The 19,995-nt window shown below is 57.8% G+C and carries 15 protein-coding genes; 11 read left to right on the top strand and 4 right to left on the bottom strand.

Features of this window, described 5'->3' with window-relative positions; all coding sequences use genetic code 11:
- The first annotated feature begins 77 nt into the window (after window positions 1-77).
- From G1C95_RS05825 to G1C95_RS05795, 7 genes are all read left to right on the top strand, one after another.
- Window positions 78-323 carry a hypothetical protein gene (locus G1C95_RS05825; RefSeq protein WP_169172028.1) on the top strand — a complete coding sequence of 82 codons (246 nt, stop codon included), beginning with the start codon at window positions 78-80 and terminating at the stop codon, window positions 321-323.
- A gap of 221 nt (window positions 324-544) precedes the next feature.
- Window positions 545-1,024: a DUF3990 domain-containing protein gene (locus tag G1C95_RS05820; RefSeq protein WP_169172027.1), complete on the top strand. Its 480-nt coding sequence runs from the start codon at window positions 545-547 to the stop codon at window positions 1,022-1,024.
- On the top strand, window positions 1,021-1,278 hold the full coding sequence (locus tag G1C95_RS05815) for a hypothetical protein (RefSeq protein WP_169172026.1): 258 nt from the start codon (window positions 1,021-1,023) through the stop codon (window positions 1,276-1,278). Before G1C95_RS05820 ends, G1C95_RS05815 begins: the two co-directional genes overlap by 4 nt.
- A complete protein-coding gene (locus G1C95_RS05810; protein ID WP_205832735.1) occupies window positions 1,265-1,480 on the top strand; it encodes a DUF3791 domain-containing protein in 216 nt (71 codons plus the stop codon). The genes G1C95_RS05815 and G1C95_RS05810 overlap by 14 nt, the downstream gene beginning before the upstream one ends.
- A gap of 377 nt (window positions 1,481-1,857) precedes the next feature.
- Entirely contained in the window at window positions 1,858-5,160 is a 3,303-nt protein-coding gene (gene ileS, locus G1C95_RS05805; RefSeq protein ID WP_335341406.1) for a mupirocin-resistant isoleucine--tRNA ligase, read from the top strand.
- Window positions 5,161-5,517: 357 nt separating this feature from the next.
- Entirely contained in the window at window positions 5,518-6,516 is a 999-nt protein-coding gene (locus tag G1C95_RS05800; protein ID WP_169172024.1) for a hypothetical protein, read from the top strand.
- Window positions 6,517-6,990: 474 nt separating this feature from the next.
- Entirely contained in the window at window positions 6,991-8,277 is a 1,287-nt protein-coding gene (locus G1C95_RS05795; protein WP_169172023.1) for a deoxyguanosinetriphosphate triphosphohydrolase, read from the top strand.
- An 88-nt stretch (window positions 8,278-8,365) separates the two neighbouring features.
- Here G1C95_RS05795 and G1C95_RS05790 read toward each other — a convergent pair whose 3' ends face one another.
- Together G1C95_RS05790 and G1C95_RS05785 are read right to left on the bottom strand one after the other, a co-directional pair.
- Window positions 8,366-9,343, bottom strand: coding sequence for an aldo/keto reductase family protein (locus G1C95_RS05790; RefSeq protein ID WP_169172022.1), 978 nt, complete (start codon window positions 9,341-9,343; stop codon window positions 8,366-8,368).
- A 221-nt stretch (window positions 9,344-9,564) separates the two neighbouring features.
- On the bottom strand, window positions 9,565-10,596 hold the full coding sequence (locus G1C95_RS05785; RefSeq protein ID WP_169172021.1) for a LacI family DNA-binding transcriptional regulator: 1,032 nt from the start codon (window positions 10,594-10,596) through the stop codon (window positions 9,565-9,567).
- A gap of 229 nt (window positions 10,597-10,825) precedes the next feature.
- Between G1C95_RS05785 and G1C95_RS05780 the strand changes: the two genes are divergently transcribed.
- Window positions 10,826-11,803: a family 43 glycosylhydrolase gene (locus G1C95_RS05780; RefSeq protein WP_169172020.1), complete on the top strand. Its 978-nt coding sequence runs from the start codon at window positions 10,826-10,828 to the stop codon at window positions 11,801-11,803.
- Window positions 11,804-11,889: 86 nt separating this feature from the next.
- Here the strand turns inward: G1C95_RS05780 and G1C95_RS05775 are convergent, their stop codons facing one another.
- A complete protein-coding gene (locus G1C95_RS05775) occupies window positions 11,890-14,295 on the bottom strand; it encodes a glycoside hydrolase 5 family protein (protein ID WP_169172019.1) in 2,406 nt (801 codons plus the stop codon).
- Window positions 14,296-14,566: 271 nt separating this feature from the next.
- Window positions 14,567-15,592: an NAD(P)H-dependent amine dehydrogenase family protein gene (locus tag G1C95_RS05770; protein WP_169172018.1), complete on the bottom strand. Its 1,026-nt coding sequence runs from the start codon at window positions 15,590-15,592 to the stop codon at window positions 14,567-14,569.
- 197 nt (window positions 15,593-15,789) lie between these two features.
- Between G1C95_RS05770 and G1C95_RS05765 the strand changes: the two genes are divergently transcribed.
- The 3 genes from G1C95_RS05765 (at window position 15,790) to G1C95_RS05755 (ending at window position 19,959) form a co-directional block, all read left to right on the top strand.
- Window positions 15,790-16,398: a sugar O-acetyltransferase gene (locus G1C95_RS05765; protein ID WP_169172017.1), complete on the top strand. Its 609-nt coding sequence runs from the start codon at window positions 15,790-15,792 to the stop codon at window positions 16,396-16,398.
- A gap of 151 nt (window positions 16,399-16,549) precedes the next feature.
- Complete coding sequence (dnaG, locus tag G1C95_RS05760) at window positions 16,550-18,652, top strand: DNA primase (RefSeq protein WP_169172016.1); 2,103 nt, start codon at window positions 16,550-16,552, stop codon at window positions 18,650-18,652.
- 131 nt (window positions 18,653-18,783) lie between these two features.
- Window positions 18,784-19,959: an anion transporter gene (locus tag G1C95_RS05755; protein ID WP_205832734.1), complete on the top strand. Its 1,176-nt coding sequence runs from the start codon at window positions 18,784-18,786 to the stop codon at window positions 19,957-19,959.
- Window positions 19,960-19,995 lie beyond the last annotated feature (36 nt).

Raw genomic sequence — 19,995 nt, 5'->3', positions numbered from 1 at the left:
TCGTATCCTTGTCGCATTGTTTTGGAGCGTATGCCTTCGGTCATGCGGGTTACAATCGGCAGTGAAAGGAGCGCGTTATGGTGGGCATGTTCATTCGTTACAACCGCCGCACTGGCGACCGTGTGGTCAAGGTGTACGACGGGCCGAACGGCTATCTTGAAGCGGTGAATGACCCCGGTTATGTGCGTGACATGGGCAAGAGTGGTACGGATTGGGAGGTCGCGGTCATCGGTTCAGATTCGATGGAAGCGATTAAGCGCACGCATTCACGGTATTTCACCGGTCGTGACCGTACTCGCGAACTGGCCGGCATGTTCAAATAGTCGAATAATGGCAACGGTGCAGGCACGTAGTAGTTGACAACAACCTCAAAGCCGGACTGCTCTTTGGCTCAATTTCCACTATAATCCTGCTAACCTGCGTCCTCATCGTGCGCTGTGCGGGTCACCAAAGCACTTTCTTATTAGCGTAAGCTGGGATTGCTACGTAATATTAAGGAAGTTCCACTGAACACGATATCACTCAACGAAGGTGGTGAACGCTGATGTTGCTTTATCACGGTAGTAATGTGGAAGTTCGTAGTCCAAAACTATTGCATAGTGATCGTCGACTGGATTTCGGTACTGGTTTCTATCTCACCAGCAGTTTTGAGCAAGCCTCTCGTTGGGCACTATTGACTACCCGTCGTCGTGGTCAAGGAGAAGCTCTGATTTCGGTGTTTGGGTTCGATCGAGACACGCCGCCCAACTTGAATATTCTAGAGTTCCATGGAGCCAATGCAGATTGGCTGCGATTCGTGAGTGCCAATCGCAACGGCGTTCCGGAACAACCTGAGCTGGATATTGTTATTGGCCCGGTAGCTAACGACAATACCATGCCTGTACTGCGCCGATTCTTCGCCAACATTTATACCGAAGAAGAAGCCATCCGGCGGTTGATGACACAAAAACTCAAAGACCAGTATGCGTTCAAAACGCAGAGTGCATTGGATGCTCTGACTTTTAAGGAGGTGCTAACGGCATGACGGTTGAAGAGCAGGCTGAGATCAATAGCTATTATGACAGCGAACTGACTCGGATGATTAACGAGAAATATGGTATTGCTCCGTTGGACGCGTTGCATGCTTACCTTGCATCCGAAACCTACCGCATGTTCAATGATGCTTCGCTGGAAATGGAGGAGTTCTCTCCAATGGGCATCTTCGATATGTGGGAGAGCGAACAAGTGACTGGCGATCCACGCAATTCGCTCTATCTCAGGAGGGATGAAGTTGCCTAAGGATATGGAATTCTTTATCTATCTGTTGGAGCATTACGCTGCGTACAAGGGTATATCTGCGGATCAAGCACTTGAATCATGGCGCAGCCACGGTCTAGAGCAAGAAATTCTTGCTAACTATGAGATGTACCATACTGAGCGTTTGGAGAATGCTTTCGCAGACATCGATAGTCTGATTGCGACTGGCAAACATGCTTGGTGACATAGAAGCTATTTTGAATAGCAAAAACATTCTGGCCAACATCGTCGCATATCCTGAACATAAGTGACCTTTGGATGGCTCAACGTCCGGTGGGCGGTGCTAATATAGGCGGCGTTGTGACGCGATGATCCGTTATCAGCGGGGAGTGTTCGGAAGAACGGCATCGGCTTGTGGCGCTTGATACGGCGCACGGTTCATGCCCAGTAGAACCGACGGGTCCGGCCCGAAACAGCCGGTCGCAAGCGGTCGCGCGAATCTCAGCTTACTGGGATGCGCGGCAAGCGAGGTGGTACCGCGGTGGCGGGCCCTTTTCCAAGGGTTTTGCTGTCGTCCTCGTGAGAAAACCAACGATGATCTCACACGAGGAGAACCACACGGTGAGCGAACATACCAACGTCTATCCCAAGGCGAACGAGGGCGGGCAGACCGCGCACGTCGCGCCGAACCCCAGCTTCCCCGATATGGAGGAAAGCGTTCTCGACTATTGGGACCAGGATGCGACCTTCAGCAAGTCCATCGAGCGTCGCCCCTCCGGCGACCACAGCCAGAACGAGTTCGTGTTCTTCGACGGCCCGCCCTTCGCCAACGGTCTGCCGCACTACGGCCACCTGCTGACCGGCTACGCCAAGGACGTGATCCCGCGTTACCAGACCATGAAGGGTCACAAAGTCAACCGTGTGTTTGGCTGGGACACCCACGGCCTGCCCGCTGAGCTTGAGGCACAGAAGGAACTCGGTATCGACTCCGTGGACGAGATCCACGAGATGGGCATCGCCAAGTTCAACGCCGCCTGCCGCGCCTCCGTGCTCAAGTACACCAACGAATGGCAGAACTACGTGCACCGTCAGGCCCGCTGGGTGGACTTCGAACACGGCTACAAGACCCTGAACATCCCGTACATGGAATCGGTGATGTGGGCGTTCAAGCAGCTCTACGATAAGGGCCTGGCTTACAAGGGCTACCGCGTGCTGCCGTACTGCCCGAAGGATCAGACGCCGCTTTCGGCCCATGAGCTGCGCATGGATGCCGACGTCTACCAGGATCGTCAGGACACCACCGTCTCCGTGGCCGTCAAGCTTCGCGACGAAGAGGACGCCTACGCAGTCTTCTGGACTACCACCCCGTGGACCGTGCCCACCAACTTCGCCATCGTGGTCGGTGCCGACATTGACTACGTCGAAGTGCGCCCGACCGAAGGCAAGTTCGCCGGCAAGAAGTTCTACCTCGGCAAGCCCCTGCTCGCCTCCTACACCAAGGAACTGGGCGAGAACTACGAGGTCGTGCGCGAGCTCAAGGGCGCCGATATGGCCGGCTGGCGCTACTGGCCGGTGTTCCCGTTCTTCGCCGGAGACGATGCGCTCGCCGAAGGCGGCACCCCCGGTCCGAACGCCTTCCAGATCTTCACCGCCGACTACGTCGATACCGTCGAAGGTACCGGCTTGGTGCACCAGGCACCGTACGGCGAGGACGATATGGCCACGCTCAACAAGCACGACATCAAGTCCGTGGACGTGCTGGACGAGGCCTGCGTGTTCAACTCTCTGTGCCCGGACTATGAAGGCATGTACGTATTCGACGCGAACCTGCCGATCCTGCGCAACCTCAGGGCCGGCGACGGCCCGCTGGCCCGCATCCCCGAAGAGCATCGCGCGATCCTCTTCCAGGAGAAGAGCTACGTGCACTCCTACCCGCACTGCTGGCGCTGCGCCACCCCGCTGATCTACAAGCCGGTGAGCTCCTGGTTCGTTTCCGTCACCAAGATCAAGGATCGTCTGCTGGAACTCAACCAAGAGATCAACTGGATCCCCGGCAACGTCAAGGACGGCCAGTTCGGCAAGTGGCTGGCCAACGCGCGTGACTGGTCCATCTCCCGCAACCGCTTCTGGGGCAGCCCGATTCCGGTGTGGGTGAGCGACGATCCGAAGTATCCGCGCGTCGACGTGTACGGCTCTCTGGAGGAGCTCAAGGCCGACTTCGGCGACTATCCGCGCGACGAGAAGGGCGAAATCAACATGCATCGCCCGTACATCGACGAGCTGACGCGCCCGAACCCCGACGATCCGACCGGCAAGAGCCGCATGCACCGCATCACCGACGTGCTCGACTGCTGGTTCGAGTCCGGTTCGATGCCGTTCGCACAGTTCCACTACCCGTTCGAGAACAAGGAATTCTTCGAGCAGCACTTCCCGTGCGACTACATCGTCGAATACATCGGCCAGACCCGCGGCTGGTTCTACACGCTGCACATCATGGCCACTGCACTGTTCGATCGCCCGGCCTTCAAGAACGTGATCTGCCACGGCATCGTGCTCGGTTCCGACGGCCAAAAGATGTCGAAGCACTTGCGCAACTACCCGGACGTCAACGGTGTGTTCGACAAGTACGGTTCCGACGCCATGCGCTGGTTCCTGATGTCGTCGCCGATTCTGCGTGGTGGCAACCTCATCGTCACCGCCGAAGGCATCCGCGACACTGTGCGCCAGGTCATGCTGCCGGTGTGGAGCTCCTACTACTTCTTCACACTCTACGCCAACGCATCCGGCTTCAATGCGCGCACGCTGAAGGCCGATGAAGTGGCTTCGCTGCCTGAGATGGATCGCTACCTTCTGGCCCGCACCCGTCGCCTGATCGAATCCGCCCAGAAGTCGCTGGACGAGTTCGCCATCTCCGACGCCTGCGATGCCGCCGCCGATTTCATCGACGTGCTCACCAACTGGTACATCCGCAACACCCGCGCACGCTTCCAATCCGGCGACGAAACCGCATTCAACACGCTGTACACCGTACTCGAAGCATTCATGCGCGTGCTCGCCCCGCTCGCTCCGATGGAAGCCGAATCCGTGTGGCGTGGCCTGACCGGTGGGGAATCCGTGCATCTGGCCGACTGGCCGTTCGTCGTGGATCAGACCACCGGCGAGCCGACCGAACTCGGCCGCGTGCTGGTGGACGATCCGGCACTGGTCGCCGCAATGGAAAAGGTGCGCGAGGTTGTCTCCGGCACCCTGTCCCTGCGCAAGGCCGTGCAGATCCGCGTGCGTCAGCCGCTCGCCAAGCTCACCGTCGTTGCCGAGGATGTGGACGCTGTGGCCGCCTACGAGCCGCTGCTCAAGCATGAGCTCAACATCAAGGAGATCGCCTTCTCCACGCTCGAAGGTGCTGGCGAACACGGTCTGAAGATCGTGCACGAGCTCAAGGTCAACGCTCGCGCCGCCGGCCCGCGTCTGGGCAAGCAGGTGCAGTTCGCCATCAAGGCGTCCAAGTCCGGTGACTGGTTCGTGAACGCTGCCGGCGTGCCGGTGGTCAACACCCCGAACGGCGAGCTTGAACTGGTTGAGGGCGAATACGAACTGATCAACCGTGTGGAGGAAGAGAACGCTTCCGAGGCCGCTGCCAGCGTGTCCGCAGCGCTGCCCACCGGCGGCTTCGTTATCCTCGACACCGCCCTGACCGCCGATCTCGAGGCCGAAGGTTATGCCCGTGACGCGATTCGTGCCATCCAGGATGCCCGTAAGGAAGCCGATCTGGCCGTGTCCGACCACATCAGCCTGAAGCTTGCCGTGCCTGCTGCCGACAAGGCTAAGATCGAGCAGTTCACCGACCTGATTAAGGGCGAAACCTTGGCTGACACCCTGACCGTGACCGAAGGCGACGCTCTCGCCGTCGAGGTTACGAAGGCCTGAAAGCCACTCGTGCGCTGGTTTGGTCGCGAACCTAGCCAGCGCACTGAGCTGCGCTGAACTGACCTAAGTCGAGCTGCGCTGAGCCGAATCGACCTAGCCTGAGCGGTGGGCAACCGTTACCCATACGGTTGCCCACCGCTCAATTCATATGCACCCTTATGTCGGCGTTGATGATATATCGACTGATGTTCCGTTCCCCTCGCAGATGTGGACAATATCGGTCAAAGGACCATCAAAACCGCATCAAGTGGATAACTCAGTCCATAAGTTATCCACAACACGCCGTAATGCTCGCAGCTCTCTCCACATTGTTGTTTGTGCTTGCATACATTGACAAGCGGCACTTACACTGCCCCCATGGGGGAATACGTTACATTTGGTGCCCGGATTGATCCAGAGGCGAATGCTGACATCACGGCGCAGACGCAGTGGCCTGAGCCGTCAGACGAGTCACGCTACAAGCCGCTTACCTCGGCGTCGCTGTCCGAAACGCGAGAGGATGTGCTCGCGCGGTGCTTAGCTGCGAATTCGCGTGCGCCGTTCAGCCATATCACTGCTCTGCAATTGCAGCGCATAGAAGTTCCGGCACAACACACGTTGGATACGGATACGCTGCATGTCACCTTTTCCAGTATCGGCAAACGTAAACTGCGCAAAAATGTGCAGTCACACATCCGGCAGGGATTATGCGAGTCGGATACCGTGGTGGTTCGCTGGAACGGTGGTTTGATCCGATACGTCAAACCTCTGATTGCATGGTCGCAGATGGCTGGCTTCATGCCAATCGAGCAGATGGTGGAACTGACGGAATCCATATTCAGACATACCGACTTGACTCGACCTGACTTTGAGAATGCGCTGAAAGAACCAGCATTCGCGCACAGGCGAAAAGCCTGTTCAATTGCGCTGTCACTGGCGCAGGAGCATACCGATTCACCCAAGGAGACGCAATCTCATCTGGCTCTGACCAGATATGGAGCGCCTTTCCCCATCGTAAATTATCAAGTACCTGGAGCACATTATGACAATGGCGTGGGCATTACCGCCGACCTTGCATGGCCGCAGTTGCGGGTGGCTTTGGATTATCAAGGCGATCATCATCGAACCGATAAAGAGCAGTGGCGTCGGGACAATAGTAAATCCGGTATCCTGCGACAGGCAGGCTGGGAATTTGACGTAATCACACAGCTGGATTTGGCGGATTCATGGCATCAGACCGCTTTGGCGGTGAAAGTGGCCGGTATGTTCGCCAAGCAGGGCAAGCCGTTTGTGCTCACTCATCGGCTGAGCATGAATGAGCTCGCTGATCGACGTCGCAAAGCATGGCGGAATCGCGGGAACGATGCACAGCGTTGAATTATTCGTTGAATTATTGATTGCGTAGCCGGGGGCACTGTCACAACCCCGCGTTTATCGGCATATATTCGGGGTAGTGATTTTGCCGATTATCACAAGTCGAAGATGCAGTGCTATTTGAGGGTTAGTGATACCTAGTCAGCGTTCCTCTGACGTCACAACCCTTTAGTTATCGGCATATATTGAGGGTTGTGATAAACGGTGTTTGTCGCAACTGCGGAAATATGCCGATAACTGTCGAGTTGTGATACCCCAGAGCTATCACAACCCATGAAATGCCAGCATATTTTGGGGGTAGTGATAAGTGACGAAATAATAACCCGCAATATACCGTTGTATTTCGGGGGTAGTGATAGTCGGCGATATGTTCGTCACCGTACGAACACCCTTCAAAACGACGAATTTGTCTATAGCAGACGGATTGGTGAGGTGCATGTCGTCGTGGGCGACGTTTGGTGCGTCTATAGTGAAGGCATGAATACAACATCGGACGGCGAAACGGTGCTGGTGGGGGAGGGGTATACCGCCAGCGACGAGGAGCGTTGGGTTCTCGAGCCGCCAAAATCCAAGTTGCGTACCGCCTTCGAGCGCGACCGTGCGCGACTCATCCACTCGTCGGCACTGCGCAGGCTCGGTGCCAAAAGCCAGGTGCTGGTGGCTGGTACCGATGACTTTGCGCGCACCCGGCTCACGCATACGTTGGAAGTCGCTCAAATTGGTCGGCAGATTGCACAGATGCTGGGCTGTGACCCCGACGTGGTCGACTGCGCCTGCCTTGCCCACGATTTAGGGCATCCGCCCTTCGGCCATAACGGCGAGAAAGCGCTTGCCGACATCGCCCAGGGCATTGGAGGTTTTGAAGGCAACGCGCAGACCTTGCGCATCCTGACCAGGCTGGAACCGAAAATCACCCATCCGGATGGTTCACCCGCTGGCGTGAACCTAACTCGCGCCTCGTTGGACGCTGCCGTTAAATATCCGTGGACGTTGGCTGAAGCCGAACGATACGGTGGTGCTGGCAGTCGCAAATTCTGCGTTTACCCCGATGATGAGCCGGTGTTTCGATGGCTGAAAAGCGGCCGTACTGATACGCACGTCAAACCGATGGAATGCCAGATTATGGATTTGGCGGATGATATCGCCTATTCGGTGCATGACGTGGAAGATTCCATCGTCACCGGTGCGTTCAATCCCATTGCCCTTGCCGACGCTCGGATGCTGGATTATGTCATCGAACAGACGAGGAATTGGTATGGCAGCCAATGGGATCCGGATAAGCTGCTTGCTGCTTTCCTGCGCTTGCGGCGAGAGCATCTGCTGCCTCGTTGTTTCGACGGTTCCAGAGCGGATTTGGCACGGTTGAAGAATATGACGTCTGATTTGATCGGACGGTTCTGCAGATCAGTGGAAACTGCCACTCGCGAGTTGTATGGTTCAGGTCCTTTGACGCGATATTCGGCGTCGGTGATCAGGCCTGAGGAAACCAGCTATGAGATCGTGGCGCTCAAAGGCATCGCCGTTGCCTTTGTTATGGCGCCACGCGAGCACGAGCCGCTTCATCGCACGGAATTGACTATTGTCGCGGATCTGGTCGAGGTGCTGATGGCTGATAGTCCCGCGCCTTCCGACGCGCTGGAAAGCCAATTCCTAGGCGACTGGAGGGAAGCCGGTAGCGACGATGAACGGTTGCGGGTCGCCATCGACCAGGTTGCCTCTCTGACCGACAACTCCGCCCTCGCGCTTCATTCGATTCTGTGCTGAATGGTCGAACCAGGCTGAATGGTCGAACCGGCAAAGCGCAAGGGCGGATGGTCAGAAGGTGAAAAGCCAGAAGGAACCTGGCACAAACTCAGCCGACGTGACGCTCAAAGCGACGGAAGCCGAGAATATCGTCGATTTGCTTCAATGCGTCGGCAGGAAGCTCGACGCCGGCAGCCGCGATATTCGAAGCGAGCTGCTTCGGCGTATGAGCACCCACAATTACCGAGCTGATAACCGGCAGGCGCAGAATCCAAGCCAGCGCCAGCGCCGGCATGGTCAGACCCAGCTCGTCGGCAACGCCCCTGAGTGCTTCGACCTTGTCGAGATTATCGTCGGTGAGCAGATCGTTGATCTGGTGATCAGCCTGCCAAGTGGCACGTGAACCCGCCGGCAGCGGTTCGCCCTTGCGATACTTGCCGGTCAGCAAACCTTGCGCCAGCGGGGAGAACGGGGTGATGCCCATGCCGTAGCGCTCGGCAGTTTCGATGATTTCGTGCTCGATATAGCGATCCATCATGTTGTACTGCGGCTGGATCACGGTCAGCGGATGCAGACCACGTTCGCTGATGATGCGCTCGGCACGCTCCAGTCGCGCGGCGCTCCATTCTTCGGAAACGCCGTAATACAGGATTTTGCCCTGATCCACCAGATCGCTCAGCGCCTGCAACGTCTCCTCCAGCGGAGTGGTTTCGTCGAAGCGGTGGCAGTAGTAGAGGTCGATGTAGTCGGTGTTGAGGTTCTTGAGGGAACGCTCGCAGTTGTTGAAGATATGCTTGCGGCTCAGGCCACGACCGTTGACGGATTTGCCGGTGCCGAAATAGACCTTGGATGAGACGACCAGATCCTCGCGGGTGTGCTGGGCGATGAAAGTTCCCAGGAACTTTTCGGCGTCACCGCCGGAGTAGGCGTCAGCGCAGTCGTAGAAGTTCACGCCGGCGTCGAAGGCGTCGTTGGCCACTTGCATGGCGGCATCCACGGCCTCCGTGTCTTCCAGTTTGGTCAGCCAGCTGCCGAGGGCGATTTCGGAAACTTTGATGCCGGCTTTGCCGACGTTGCGATACTTCATAGTGACTCCTTTGTGGATTCGGACATGCGGTGGTGCTGTATGATCAGCTTCGTTGTGTAACGGTACATATTCAAGTTAGGTTGAACGCAAGGCTGATGGGCGTGTCGCCTTGCTTGGTGGGTGGTCGGTGTGTGGTTATCGTGCGATCGACGTGTGATTGGGTATGCGGCTAGGTAAGCGGTCGGCGGATGCCCGCAGGCGATTCATAGAAGCTCGCCGGATCATCGTCGCGTGGTTGATTCGCGTTGGACCAGCGTGAAGTCGGCGGTGAGTGTACGCGGAGGACGGGTAAGACCTGCCGCATCGTTGTCAAATCGCTCAAGCAATAGCCCCACGGCCTTGCAGGCAAGATCGTTGAGATCGGTGGCGATGGTGGACAGCGTGGGGATGTAATAGTCGCATTCGTTGATGCCGTCGAAGCCGATTACCGCCGCATCTTCGGGTATGCGCACGCCGCGATCGGCCAATCCGCGCACGAAACCGAGGGAGATGGTGTCGGTCATGCAGAATACGCCGTCGAATTCAATGCCGGAATCGACGATGGCGTGTGCGGTGCGTCGCGCGTCTTCCGTGCGCCAATTGGTGTGGATGAACTGCGAGGGGTCGGGGGTGATGCCTAGCTTCTCGAAGGCGTTGAAACAGCCGATTAGTCGCCGGCCGGAGACTTTGGTGACTTCGCGATCGTCAGCTAAGGCGTCATAATGCGCGCCGATAACTAGGATTTTCCGGCAGCCGATATTAACCAGATGTTCGATGGCCGCCTCGGCGCCTTGTTCGCAGGGTGTGGCCACCGAATCGAATACGGGGTCGGGGGAGATGTCGTCGAGCAGTACCACCGGCTTGCCTCCGGACAGGGCCCGGATTTCTTCGTCGGACACATTGCCGGGGCTGAAGATGGTGCCGTCGCACAATTGGCTGGTCACCTTCTGCAGGATGGCGATTTCGTTGTCTTTTGAATTCGACGTCTCCTGCACGATGGCTTCGAGGCCATGCCGTGCGGCCTGTCGGGAGACGGCGGCGCTCATTTCCGAGGGATAGGGGTGGTCAAGCTCGAAGATGGCCACGCCGATTACGCCTGAACGGCCCGAACGCAGCGACCTGGCGGACAGGTTGGTGGTGTAATGCAGATCAAGTGCCGCTTGGCGCACCCGTTCGGCGGTTGCGGGGGCGATTCGTTCGTCGCCTCGAAGTGCATAGGATGCGGTGGCGCGCGACACGCCGGCCGCTTTGGCGACGTCGCTCATAGTGACCATGGCTGTGACCTCCGTGGAATCTGCGATATGCAGGGTGCTGAAGCAGCAGGTGGATAGAGATTGCTTTTCTACTGCTACTGTACCTCAATAATTTGACGCGATTCAACAGTGGGTGTATATATGAAATTGCTGACTTTTGAATCGTGTCAACCAATATATTGCAATAAGCAATGCCACAGTGTGAAACCCTGAGGTTTTACACAAAGGTGGCCTTGGAGAAGGAGAAAGTATGCAGTTCACCAAGCCGATGAAGACGGTGGTTGCAGTGGCAGATGACGCGTCGCGCGAAGGGCTGCCTCATCGCGTCAACAACGCGCGACTGGCCACCAATCCGCTGCACCGGTATTGTGCGGATCCGAATCTGACGATTTTCGACAACCGTTACTTCCTGTATTGCACGGATGATGGCGTCGATAATTGGGGGAGCACTGCGTTCAGCGTGTACGTATCCGATGATCTGGCTTCTTGGGAGCGCTACCCTGCACTCGATTTGCGCGACGTGCCTTGGTGGCATGGTGAGGATGGTGCCTGGGCACCTTCCGTCATCCGTGCCAAGGATGGCCGTTATGTGTTCCTGTTCGTCGCCGGTTCACAGATCGGTGCCGCCGTGGCCGATACGCCCTATGGTCCATTCGTGCCGCAGCCGGAACCGCTGGTGCGCAAAGGAACTTTCAGCTGCCACACCATCGATCCCGGAGTCTTCGTTGATGTTGACGGCACCCAGTGGTTCCTGTGGGGCAATGGTCGTGCGTGGGCTGCGCCGTTCAGCGATGACTGCTTGTCGTTTGATGAATCGCGCGCCATTTCGTGGGTGCCGGGTGACTTCCGCGAGGCGATTTGGATTCATGAGCGCAACGGTATCTACTATGCCTCGTGGTCCGAAAACGATACCCGCGAAGAGACCTATTGCGTCAAATACGCCATGTCATCGTCGATCGCCGGCCCCTGGAGCGAGCCGATGCCGCTGGTTATGCCGGATGCGGAGCGCAAGCTGTATGCCACCGGCCACCACAATATCGTGAACATTCCCGGCACCGATGAATGGATTATCGCCTACCATCGCTTCGCTTACAATCCTGCCGGGCGCTGGGAGGGCGGCGATGGCAACCACCGTGAAACCGTATTCGCCCCGCTGGTGCATAATCCCGACGGCACCTTGCAGCCCGTGCGCCCTGAGGTCGGATCGTATTGCCGTCCGTTGCGCTGAATATATCCTGTCCGTCCCGCAGACCTTCCGCCTGGGGGACGGATTTCAATAAGCAGCCAACGGAATGGCTCTTTCAGTAATGACTTTCAGTAATGAATCGGATTGACCTCCGCGGGCAGACGGTCGAACGCGGGCGCGATGCCGGCGGCGACCTCGTGGATCACAGCCGTGCACTGGCGCATGGCCTGCGCCATTTCGGGATATTCCCTCGTGCACACGTCCACCAGCCCGATTTGGTAGTTTTCGCCGTCGAAACGGCCCAAGCAGCTTTGGTCGTTGTACTGGAAGTAATGCGCGCCCACAAAATACGGACTGCGCGCAGCCTGCTCCATGTAATACCGGTATGCCACACCTCGCTCGGCCTGTGAGGTCACGCCGCGAATGCCATGGGCGGTCAGACCCCGGTCGGTGGCACCATGATGGAACTCGCCGACCATGACCGGCATGTTCAGCGTGCGACCAAGCGCTTCGACCTGATCGTAGGCCGTGCGCTGGTAGCTGTTAATGGAGAATACGTCGTAGCAATCGCTGCCGGCCAGAAGATCGGTGTCGGTGATATAGGCGTATCGCATACCAAGATTGAGGTGATGCGGATCCACGCGTCGCAACGCTTCGGCCGGCACGCGCACGTAACGGTCGATAAGAATGCGACTGAACGCTTTGAGATCCGCCGTTGCGGCGGGCAGCGTGGACAATAGTCGGAATCGTGGGCGAGCGATGAGATCGTTGAAATCGTGGATATTGCTGATACTTTCGTCGTCGCGCTCGCTGTTGTGTTCGCCACTGTTGTGCGCATCGTTGCGCTCGCCGTTGCGCCAGGAAGCTGTGGAGCTACTGATCGCCCATGCATCGCGCCACGCCTGTGCGTCGTTATGATAGCGGTCGCGCAGCCACGCAACGAAAGCATGCTTGGAGGTGAGGTCCGCCGGGTTGGCCAGCATTTCCTCGGCGATGTTGAGGTTATAGACGAACGCCCAGTTTGGTTCGTTGCGCATGAAATAGCCGATGAGGTTGCGCTCGTCGCGCCATGGCAACAGCCCTTGGGCATAGGTCTGCGACTGCTCGGTGTATTGCGAGCTGAATACGTCGGGAAAATCGCGGAATAACATAGTGTCGGTTGCGGGGAAGCCCACCGAAGTGAGGGTATCCGCAGGAATCACATAGGGAATACCGCTGGTGCGCGCGAAATCAAGATCGGACCAGTTGCCGATGGTGTTGATTCCCCACGAATGCAGATGGTTGATGGTGATTGTGGACCATGCGTTGCGCCAGTCGTCTCCGAATGCCGCGCGCAGGTTGGCGATGGCGTAGTCGTAGGTTGCGTTGATGCCGCCGCAACCGTTGGGATCGGCGGACCAGTGGAAGTCGGGATCCTGCGCTGGCTTGTGTGCTGAATTCTGTGCTGGATTGCGCGATTCGGCAGCCAGGTTGGTGCGAGAGTCGGTATGTGGTTCGCAGGTGACTTGGTTACGCGGGTCGTTTGCGGCGGTGAGCGCCTGATCGGTGAGCGCTTTGACATGCTCATCCAGCCAGGGAAGCACCGGGTCGACGCGGATTTCAATGCCAGCCCCCACGCAATCGACACCTGCAGAAATGAAAGCGTGGCCGTCCGGATCCACGAGCCAGAATCGATCGATGGCGGATTGCGAAACGTTGTGATGGTTGGTGGAGTCGATGGCTTCGCTATCGCGGGCCACGCGGAACCAACCGGTTGCGGCAAAGGTCTTTCCGATCCATCCGCCAAAGCGATCCGTGGAAGCTCGACCGTTGTTGGTCGGTTTGGCCGGCTGATTGCTGGTGCAGCTGCCGGACTGTTCGATGGGCTGGTCGCAGAGATGGCCGTCGGAAACATTGTCGGGTTGCTCGCCGAGCTGTCCATAATCCGCAGATTCGCGGAGCATGGCGCGCAAATTGGCTGAACAGGTTGCGCGGTCCTTGGTTTTGCCAGGCCAATCAGTGGGTATCCATTGGCCAAGCTCGTCAATAAGCGGCTGGCGTGGCAAGGTGATTTCAGGCATGGATGGAGCGAACTTGCACGGCCACAGTCGAATGCGTCGCCCGTCAAAACTGGGTGCGGTGGCAAGCGTGATTTCTTCGATATCAGAACGGCGCAGCGCTTTGCCGAACAGCACCATCTTCAGTCGTCCCAATGTGCGCGGGGCAAACAGCGTTTGCCCATCCAGCCAGTGGAAATCGAATGGTACCGGCACTTCGACCTGCGGCGGAATGCCAAACTCCACGCGCAAAGTCGGATCCTCGCCGCGCTCTCGTTGGCCGGCCTCCCAGAATGCCAGATGCAGGCATGCCGAATACTCATCCAACGTTTGAGCGCGGACGATCAAGCATGCGGCGTCTGCCATCTGCTGATCTGCGTTCTGGTCGACGCCGCGCCGATACACCGCTAATGTGGTGCCTTCAGCCGGGCAAATAAGATCAATTGGTTCGTTTTCAGGGGCTGGAACAAGTGCTGACAATGATGACGGTGAAGACATAGGACACACTCCTTGTGTACCGTTACATAATACCGCAGTGCCCCCATAATGTAGTGGATTTACCGCGCAGCGGCCAGTGTTCCCGTAGTCGATACGAACATGGATGGTTCGTGGTCAATCAAGTTGCGTCTATAAGCTACCTATCTACTGCGCGCGAATCAGTGATGTGGCCGCCCCCACCCGTGCACAAAGCGCACAATGGGCCCGCCGCCATAAATATGGCGTGCGAACCCATTGTGCGCTCTGTGAGAGATACGAAAACTATCCGCGATTATGCCACGTACAGCGCGGCAGGATATGCCAGATAGCTAATCTCATCCAGTTGGTCGACGGTCACATACCCTGCGGGTGCATTGATGACGTCGGGAATGCGGTTGACGACCGTGGCGCAAGTGTGTTCGACGGTTGCCGGCTTGACAACGTGGAACTCCACATCCGGCTCGCCGGTGATCTGCCAGTCGCACATATCGCCATCGTCCGGTCCATACACCTTGCCGATGCAGGCGGTTTCCAGCACCGGCCCCTGCATGGTTTCCGTAGTCACCACGGCGGACATGCCCACGCACTTGCCGGCAGGAATCGTCTCGCCCATGGTCTCGCTGTAGACATCCGCGTCAAGGAAGTACGGCACGCTCTTCTGCGTCTGCGATTTAATGGTCAATCCCAGCTTCTGCGCGAGCGCTTCGTTGGAATTCCACACGTACGAGGGCACCAGGGTCTCAGGATGTGCGAGTTCGGCCTCGAACTCCTCGGCAGTCAGTCCCACGCCGTGCGCCTTGGCCAGCGCCAGACCATAGTCTTCGACGTTGTAGCTCACGGCACCAGTGATCTTATCGATGGTGTGGCAGCCAGCCGCCACCTGCGCGACCATGTTGACCCAGAAGATGTCCTGCATACCCGAGCCGACCATGGTGCAGCCGGTCGCCTTGGCAATGGTGTCCAGTCGATTGGTGACGGCCGGTGCGGTGGTCCACGGGTAAATGGCTTCCTCGCAGGTGGTGATCACATTGATGCCGCGAGACAGGCACTGCTCGCACATCGTGGCGATCTCTTCGGTGAAGCTGAACAGCGTGATGATGGCGATATCCGGATCGCATTCGTTAAGCACTGTCTCGACGTCCGAGCGAATCGGCACGCCGATCGGCCCGATGCCTGCATATTCGCCGGCGTCAAGTCCCACGACCTCCGGATTCACATCGATGGCACCAACGATCTGGATGCCTTTCTCATGCATGTAGCGAATCGTATACTTCGCCATCTTGCCGCAACCATATTGAATGGCCTTGATTGGTTCCATATAGGCTCCTTTGCTGCTCTGCGTTTGCTTATTCATCGATCCGGCTTTTTGGCGTCGATGTCGGCCGACCGATACCGCATCACTGTACCCGATTTTTCTGGAAGGTGTTGGAGGTTCCGAAGCGGGTGTTTTCTTTTGAAAACATGGTATCATTGATATATCAGCGATGATAACGCAAACATTATAGGGAGGATGTTATGGATAATGTCGCTCGCAAGGATGCTGGACTGCCGTATCACTATGACGATCCGGCCATTATGGACGGCCAGCTGGCCTGGCAGAACAAGCTTTGGGAGTTCAATCAGACCAAACCCACTGAACAGGATCGTCGCGCCGAATTGCTGAAGGATATGTGCGCTGAAATCGGCGAGGGCACTCATGTGGAGGTGCCGTTGCACGCCAACAACGGGTGTCGACACGTGCATATCGGCAAAGGTGTGTATATCAACGCGTTCATGAGCATGGTCGACGACGCCCCGATATGGATCGGCGACTACGCGATGTTTGGTCCTTCCGTGACCATCGCCACTGCGGGGCACCCAATTCTGCCGGTTCTGCGCGAGCATCATTACACCTATGCCCTGCCGGTGCACATCGGCCGCAACGTATGGGTCGGCTCGAACGTGTCGATTCTGCCCGGCGTGACCATCGGCGACAACACGGTGATCGGTGCCGGTTCTGTGGTCACGCATGACATTCCCGCCAACGTCGTTGCCGTCGGGGTGCCCTGCAAAGTGCTGCGTGAGATCGGCGAGCATGACCGTGAATACTATTGGCACGATCGCAAACTCGATGTTGTCGAATAATCATCTGACTGAGCGACTGCGCGCAACTATGCGCGTGGTGAAAATGGTGCATTCTGCACGCTGAGATGGTCGTGATCGTATCCGCGTGAGGAAAGTTCCCGCCCACGCCGCCGAGCGGTGAAACCGACGATCGCGTGTAAGCTGGTGAGCCATGGTCGGGATGATTTTGAAGGAAGACGTGGAAAAGGTGCGCGCGGCGGCGGACCTGTACGACATCGTATCCGCGACCGTAACGCTTCGCCCCTCGGGAACCGGCACCTACGTGGGATTATGCCCCTTCCACGACGAAAAAACCGGCAGTTTCAACGTGCGTCCGTCGCTGGGCGTATGGCACTGCTTCGGCTGCGGCCTGGGCGGTGACGTATTCAAATACGTTGAACAGGCCGAAAACCTTGATTTCCGTCAGGCTGTCGAACTGCTTGCCGACAAATACCATATCGAACTGCACTACGAGAGCTCCGGAAGCGACAAACCCGAACACGCCGGATCCAAACGCACGCGACTGCTTGAAGCCAACGAAGAGGCGCAGCGTTTCTTCGTCGCCCAGATTATGAGCAAAGAGGCCCTCCCCGCACGCAAACTGCTCGGCGGGCGCAACTTCTCACAGGCCGACTGCGAACGATTCGGCTGCGGCTACGCGCCCCAAGGCTGGGATAATCTTGTGCGTCACCTCGCCTCCAAAGGATTCACTCAGAAAGAAATGCTTGACGCGGGGATTGCACGTCAGGGTCAGCGTGGCGTATACGACTACTTCCGCGGGCGCGTGACCTGGCCTATCCGCGATTCGACCGGTCGCACGCTCGGCTTCGGCGCGCGCAAACTCTACGAGGACGACCAGATTGCCGCCAAATACATCAACACGCCTGACACGCAGCTGTATCGCAAAACACAGGTGCTGTATGGCATTGATCTGGCAAAATCCGCTATCGTCAAAAAACGTCAGGTCGTAATCGTCGAGGGCTACACGGATGTGATGGCCATGCATTTGGCCGGCATCGACACCGCCGTTGCCACCTGCGGCACCGCATTCGGCGCGGAACATGCCAAAATCGTGCGCCGGCTTATCGCCGACGATTCGCTGGGCGCGGTGCAGCTTGTCGGCCCGCTGAAAACCAAGGACCAGCCGCTTAGCTCGCGCATCGTATTCACCTTCGATGGTGACGAGGCCGGGCAGAAAGCCGCACTCCACGCTTTCGGGCTCGACTCGGCGTTCCTATCCCAGACCTTTGTGGCCGTGGCCGATGACAACCTTGATCCGTGCGATCTGAGAATTGAACGCGGCAATGAGGCGGTGCGCTCGCTGATTGTGCATGCCAAGCCGCTCTACGACTTTGTGATCGACGCAGCTATCGCCCGTTTCGATCTGAACTACACCACCGGTCAGGTGGGTGCCATGAAAGCCGTCGCTCCGCTGGTCGCCCAGATTCGTGACGTTTCCCTGTGGGATGCCTACGCGCGCAAGGCCGCAGGACGCATCGGCGTGGATCTTGAGGTGATGCGCCGTGAAGTGCGCTCGGCTCGAGGCCGTCTGCACGTGCGCGATGAAGATGCCTACGCCTCCCGTCGCCGTGGAGCGGGTCCGATTGCCGGCGACAGCCCGCGCCCGGAGCCGGGGGATAATCCATATGCGAATCCCGCGGTGCGCAAAGCCTTGGAACGCCGCGGCGCCAGCGAACAGACCTATTACACCATCGACGATGCCGTGTTCATTGCCGAACAGCAGTTCATGGCCACCCTCATCCAAGTGCCGCGTGCCATCGACCGCACGATGTTCGCACAGCTGACCATCGACCATTTCATGAGTCCGGTGTTTCGCACTATGTTTCAGGCGGTTGCCGCAGCTGGCGGACTGCCGTCGCCGGACACCCCGCAGGGCCTGTGGATGCACAACTTGACCAAGGCCGGCGGGCCGATGCTCGAACAGGTGATCAACGAACTGGCCGTAATGCCCCTGCCTCTGCCTGGCGACGACACCGGCAACGGTGCTCAGCCGTACGTCGCCCAGCCGAATATGCCCGGTGGCGCGGCGGCCGTGCAACTGCGCGCCGCCACCAAGGAGGAGCAGCGTTATGCCTTCGAACTGCTCGCCAAACTGCTGGATCTGGGCTATATGCGTCAGATTGGTTTGGCTAGGCGCCGCATGGTTCAGTTGCCGGACGGTGCCGACAAGATAGCGTTGCTCGGGCAGATCACCCGCATGGAAACCGCGCGCAAGGATTTGCAGGCGCAGGTGTTCGGCAACGCTGTTGGCTAGTTATTTGAGCGTTATTTGAGCATGGCGTAGGCAAACGCACGCCACGCAACAACGTAGTCGTTTCATGTGCGCGTAGAATGGCTATGGCGTTGCTCGATGTGACGCGAAAGCGTTTTCGACGGAGGAAATTGATGCGACTGGCCCTGAAGATCGCCAAAAACGAGACCATTCTCATAGTCGCAGCAGTGCTTGCCCTGATCTCCTGCTTCATTGTGCCCCCGGATGCCGGCTACAAGGACTATATTCACGCCAGCACCATCAGCCAGCTCATCTGCCTGATGATCGTGGTGTGCGGATTCCAGCGCATCGGCGTGTTCCGTATCATCGGATCGCGCCTGCTGCAACGGGTCAGTACCGCGCGCGGACTGGTGATCACGCTGGTGGCACTAACGTACTTTTCCGCCATGCTCGTAACCAACGACGTGGCTCTGGTCACCTTTGTGCCCTTTGCCGTAGCCGTGCTCATTATGGCCGGCATGGAAGAAAAAACCATTCTGGTGGCCACGCTGATGACCATCGGAGCGAACGTGGGCAGTATGCTCACCCCCATCGGTAACGCGCACAACCTGTACTTAAAAGCGCTCACCGGCATGCCTGCTGCGGAAATGATCAGTATTATGGCACCCTATTCGGGGCTTGCCGTGGTGATGCTCATCATCGTGATCTCCGTGATGTTCGGCAGTCAGCCCGTCAGCGAACTCGACGATCTGGAAAAGGGCGTGCTGGCCCCCGAACGCAGCAAACATCAGCCCGATGAAATCCGCATCACCGGATATGGTGCCGGCTACGGCGGCTGGCGTACCGTCGTCTACGTGCTGTTGTTCGGCGTCTGCTTGCTGGCGGTCTCCGACTTTATTCCGTTATGGGTCATGTGCGTGATTGTTGTCGTGACTTTCCTGTTCACTGACCGGCGTGTGTTCCGTTATGTCGATTGGGGACTGCCGCTGACCTTCTGCATGTTCTTCATCTTCATCGGCAACATGAAACGGGTGCCGGAATTCTATGAGCTCGCCCAATCCCTGGTCGGCGGCCATCCGCTGGAAGTGGCCGTGGCCTCCAGTCAGGTGATCTCGAACGTGCCGACCACCATTCTGTTGTCCGGATTCTGCGATCAATGGCGAGAGCTGATCATCGGCACGAATCTGGGCGGCATGGGTACGCTGATCGCCTCAATGGCCTCGCTGATCTCTTACAAGAACGTCGTGCGCCAATACCCTGACAAGAAGGGGCGGTATCTGGCCATATACAGCGCGGTCAACGTGCTGTTCCTTGTTGTGCTCGTGGGGTTGAGCTGGATTATTGAGTAGCTGCGCAGCCTATATACTCTGTGAGTGGCGTGTATT

The sequence above is a fragment of the Bifidobacterium oedipodis genome (assembly GCF_012932425.1).
GTDB lineage: Bacteria > Actinomycetota > Actinomycetes > Actinomycetales > Bifidobacteriaceae > Bifidobacterium > Bifidobacterium oedipodis.
Note: the sequence above shows the minus strand (reverse complement) of the source record. Positions and strands in the feature narration are given on the sequence as shown.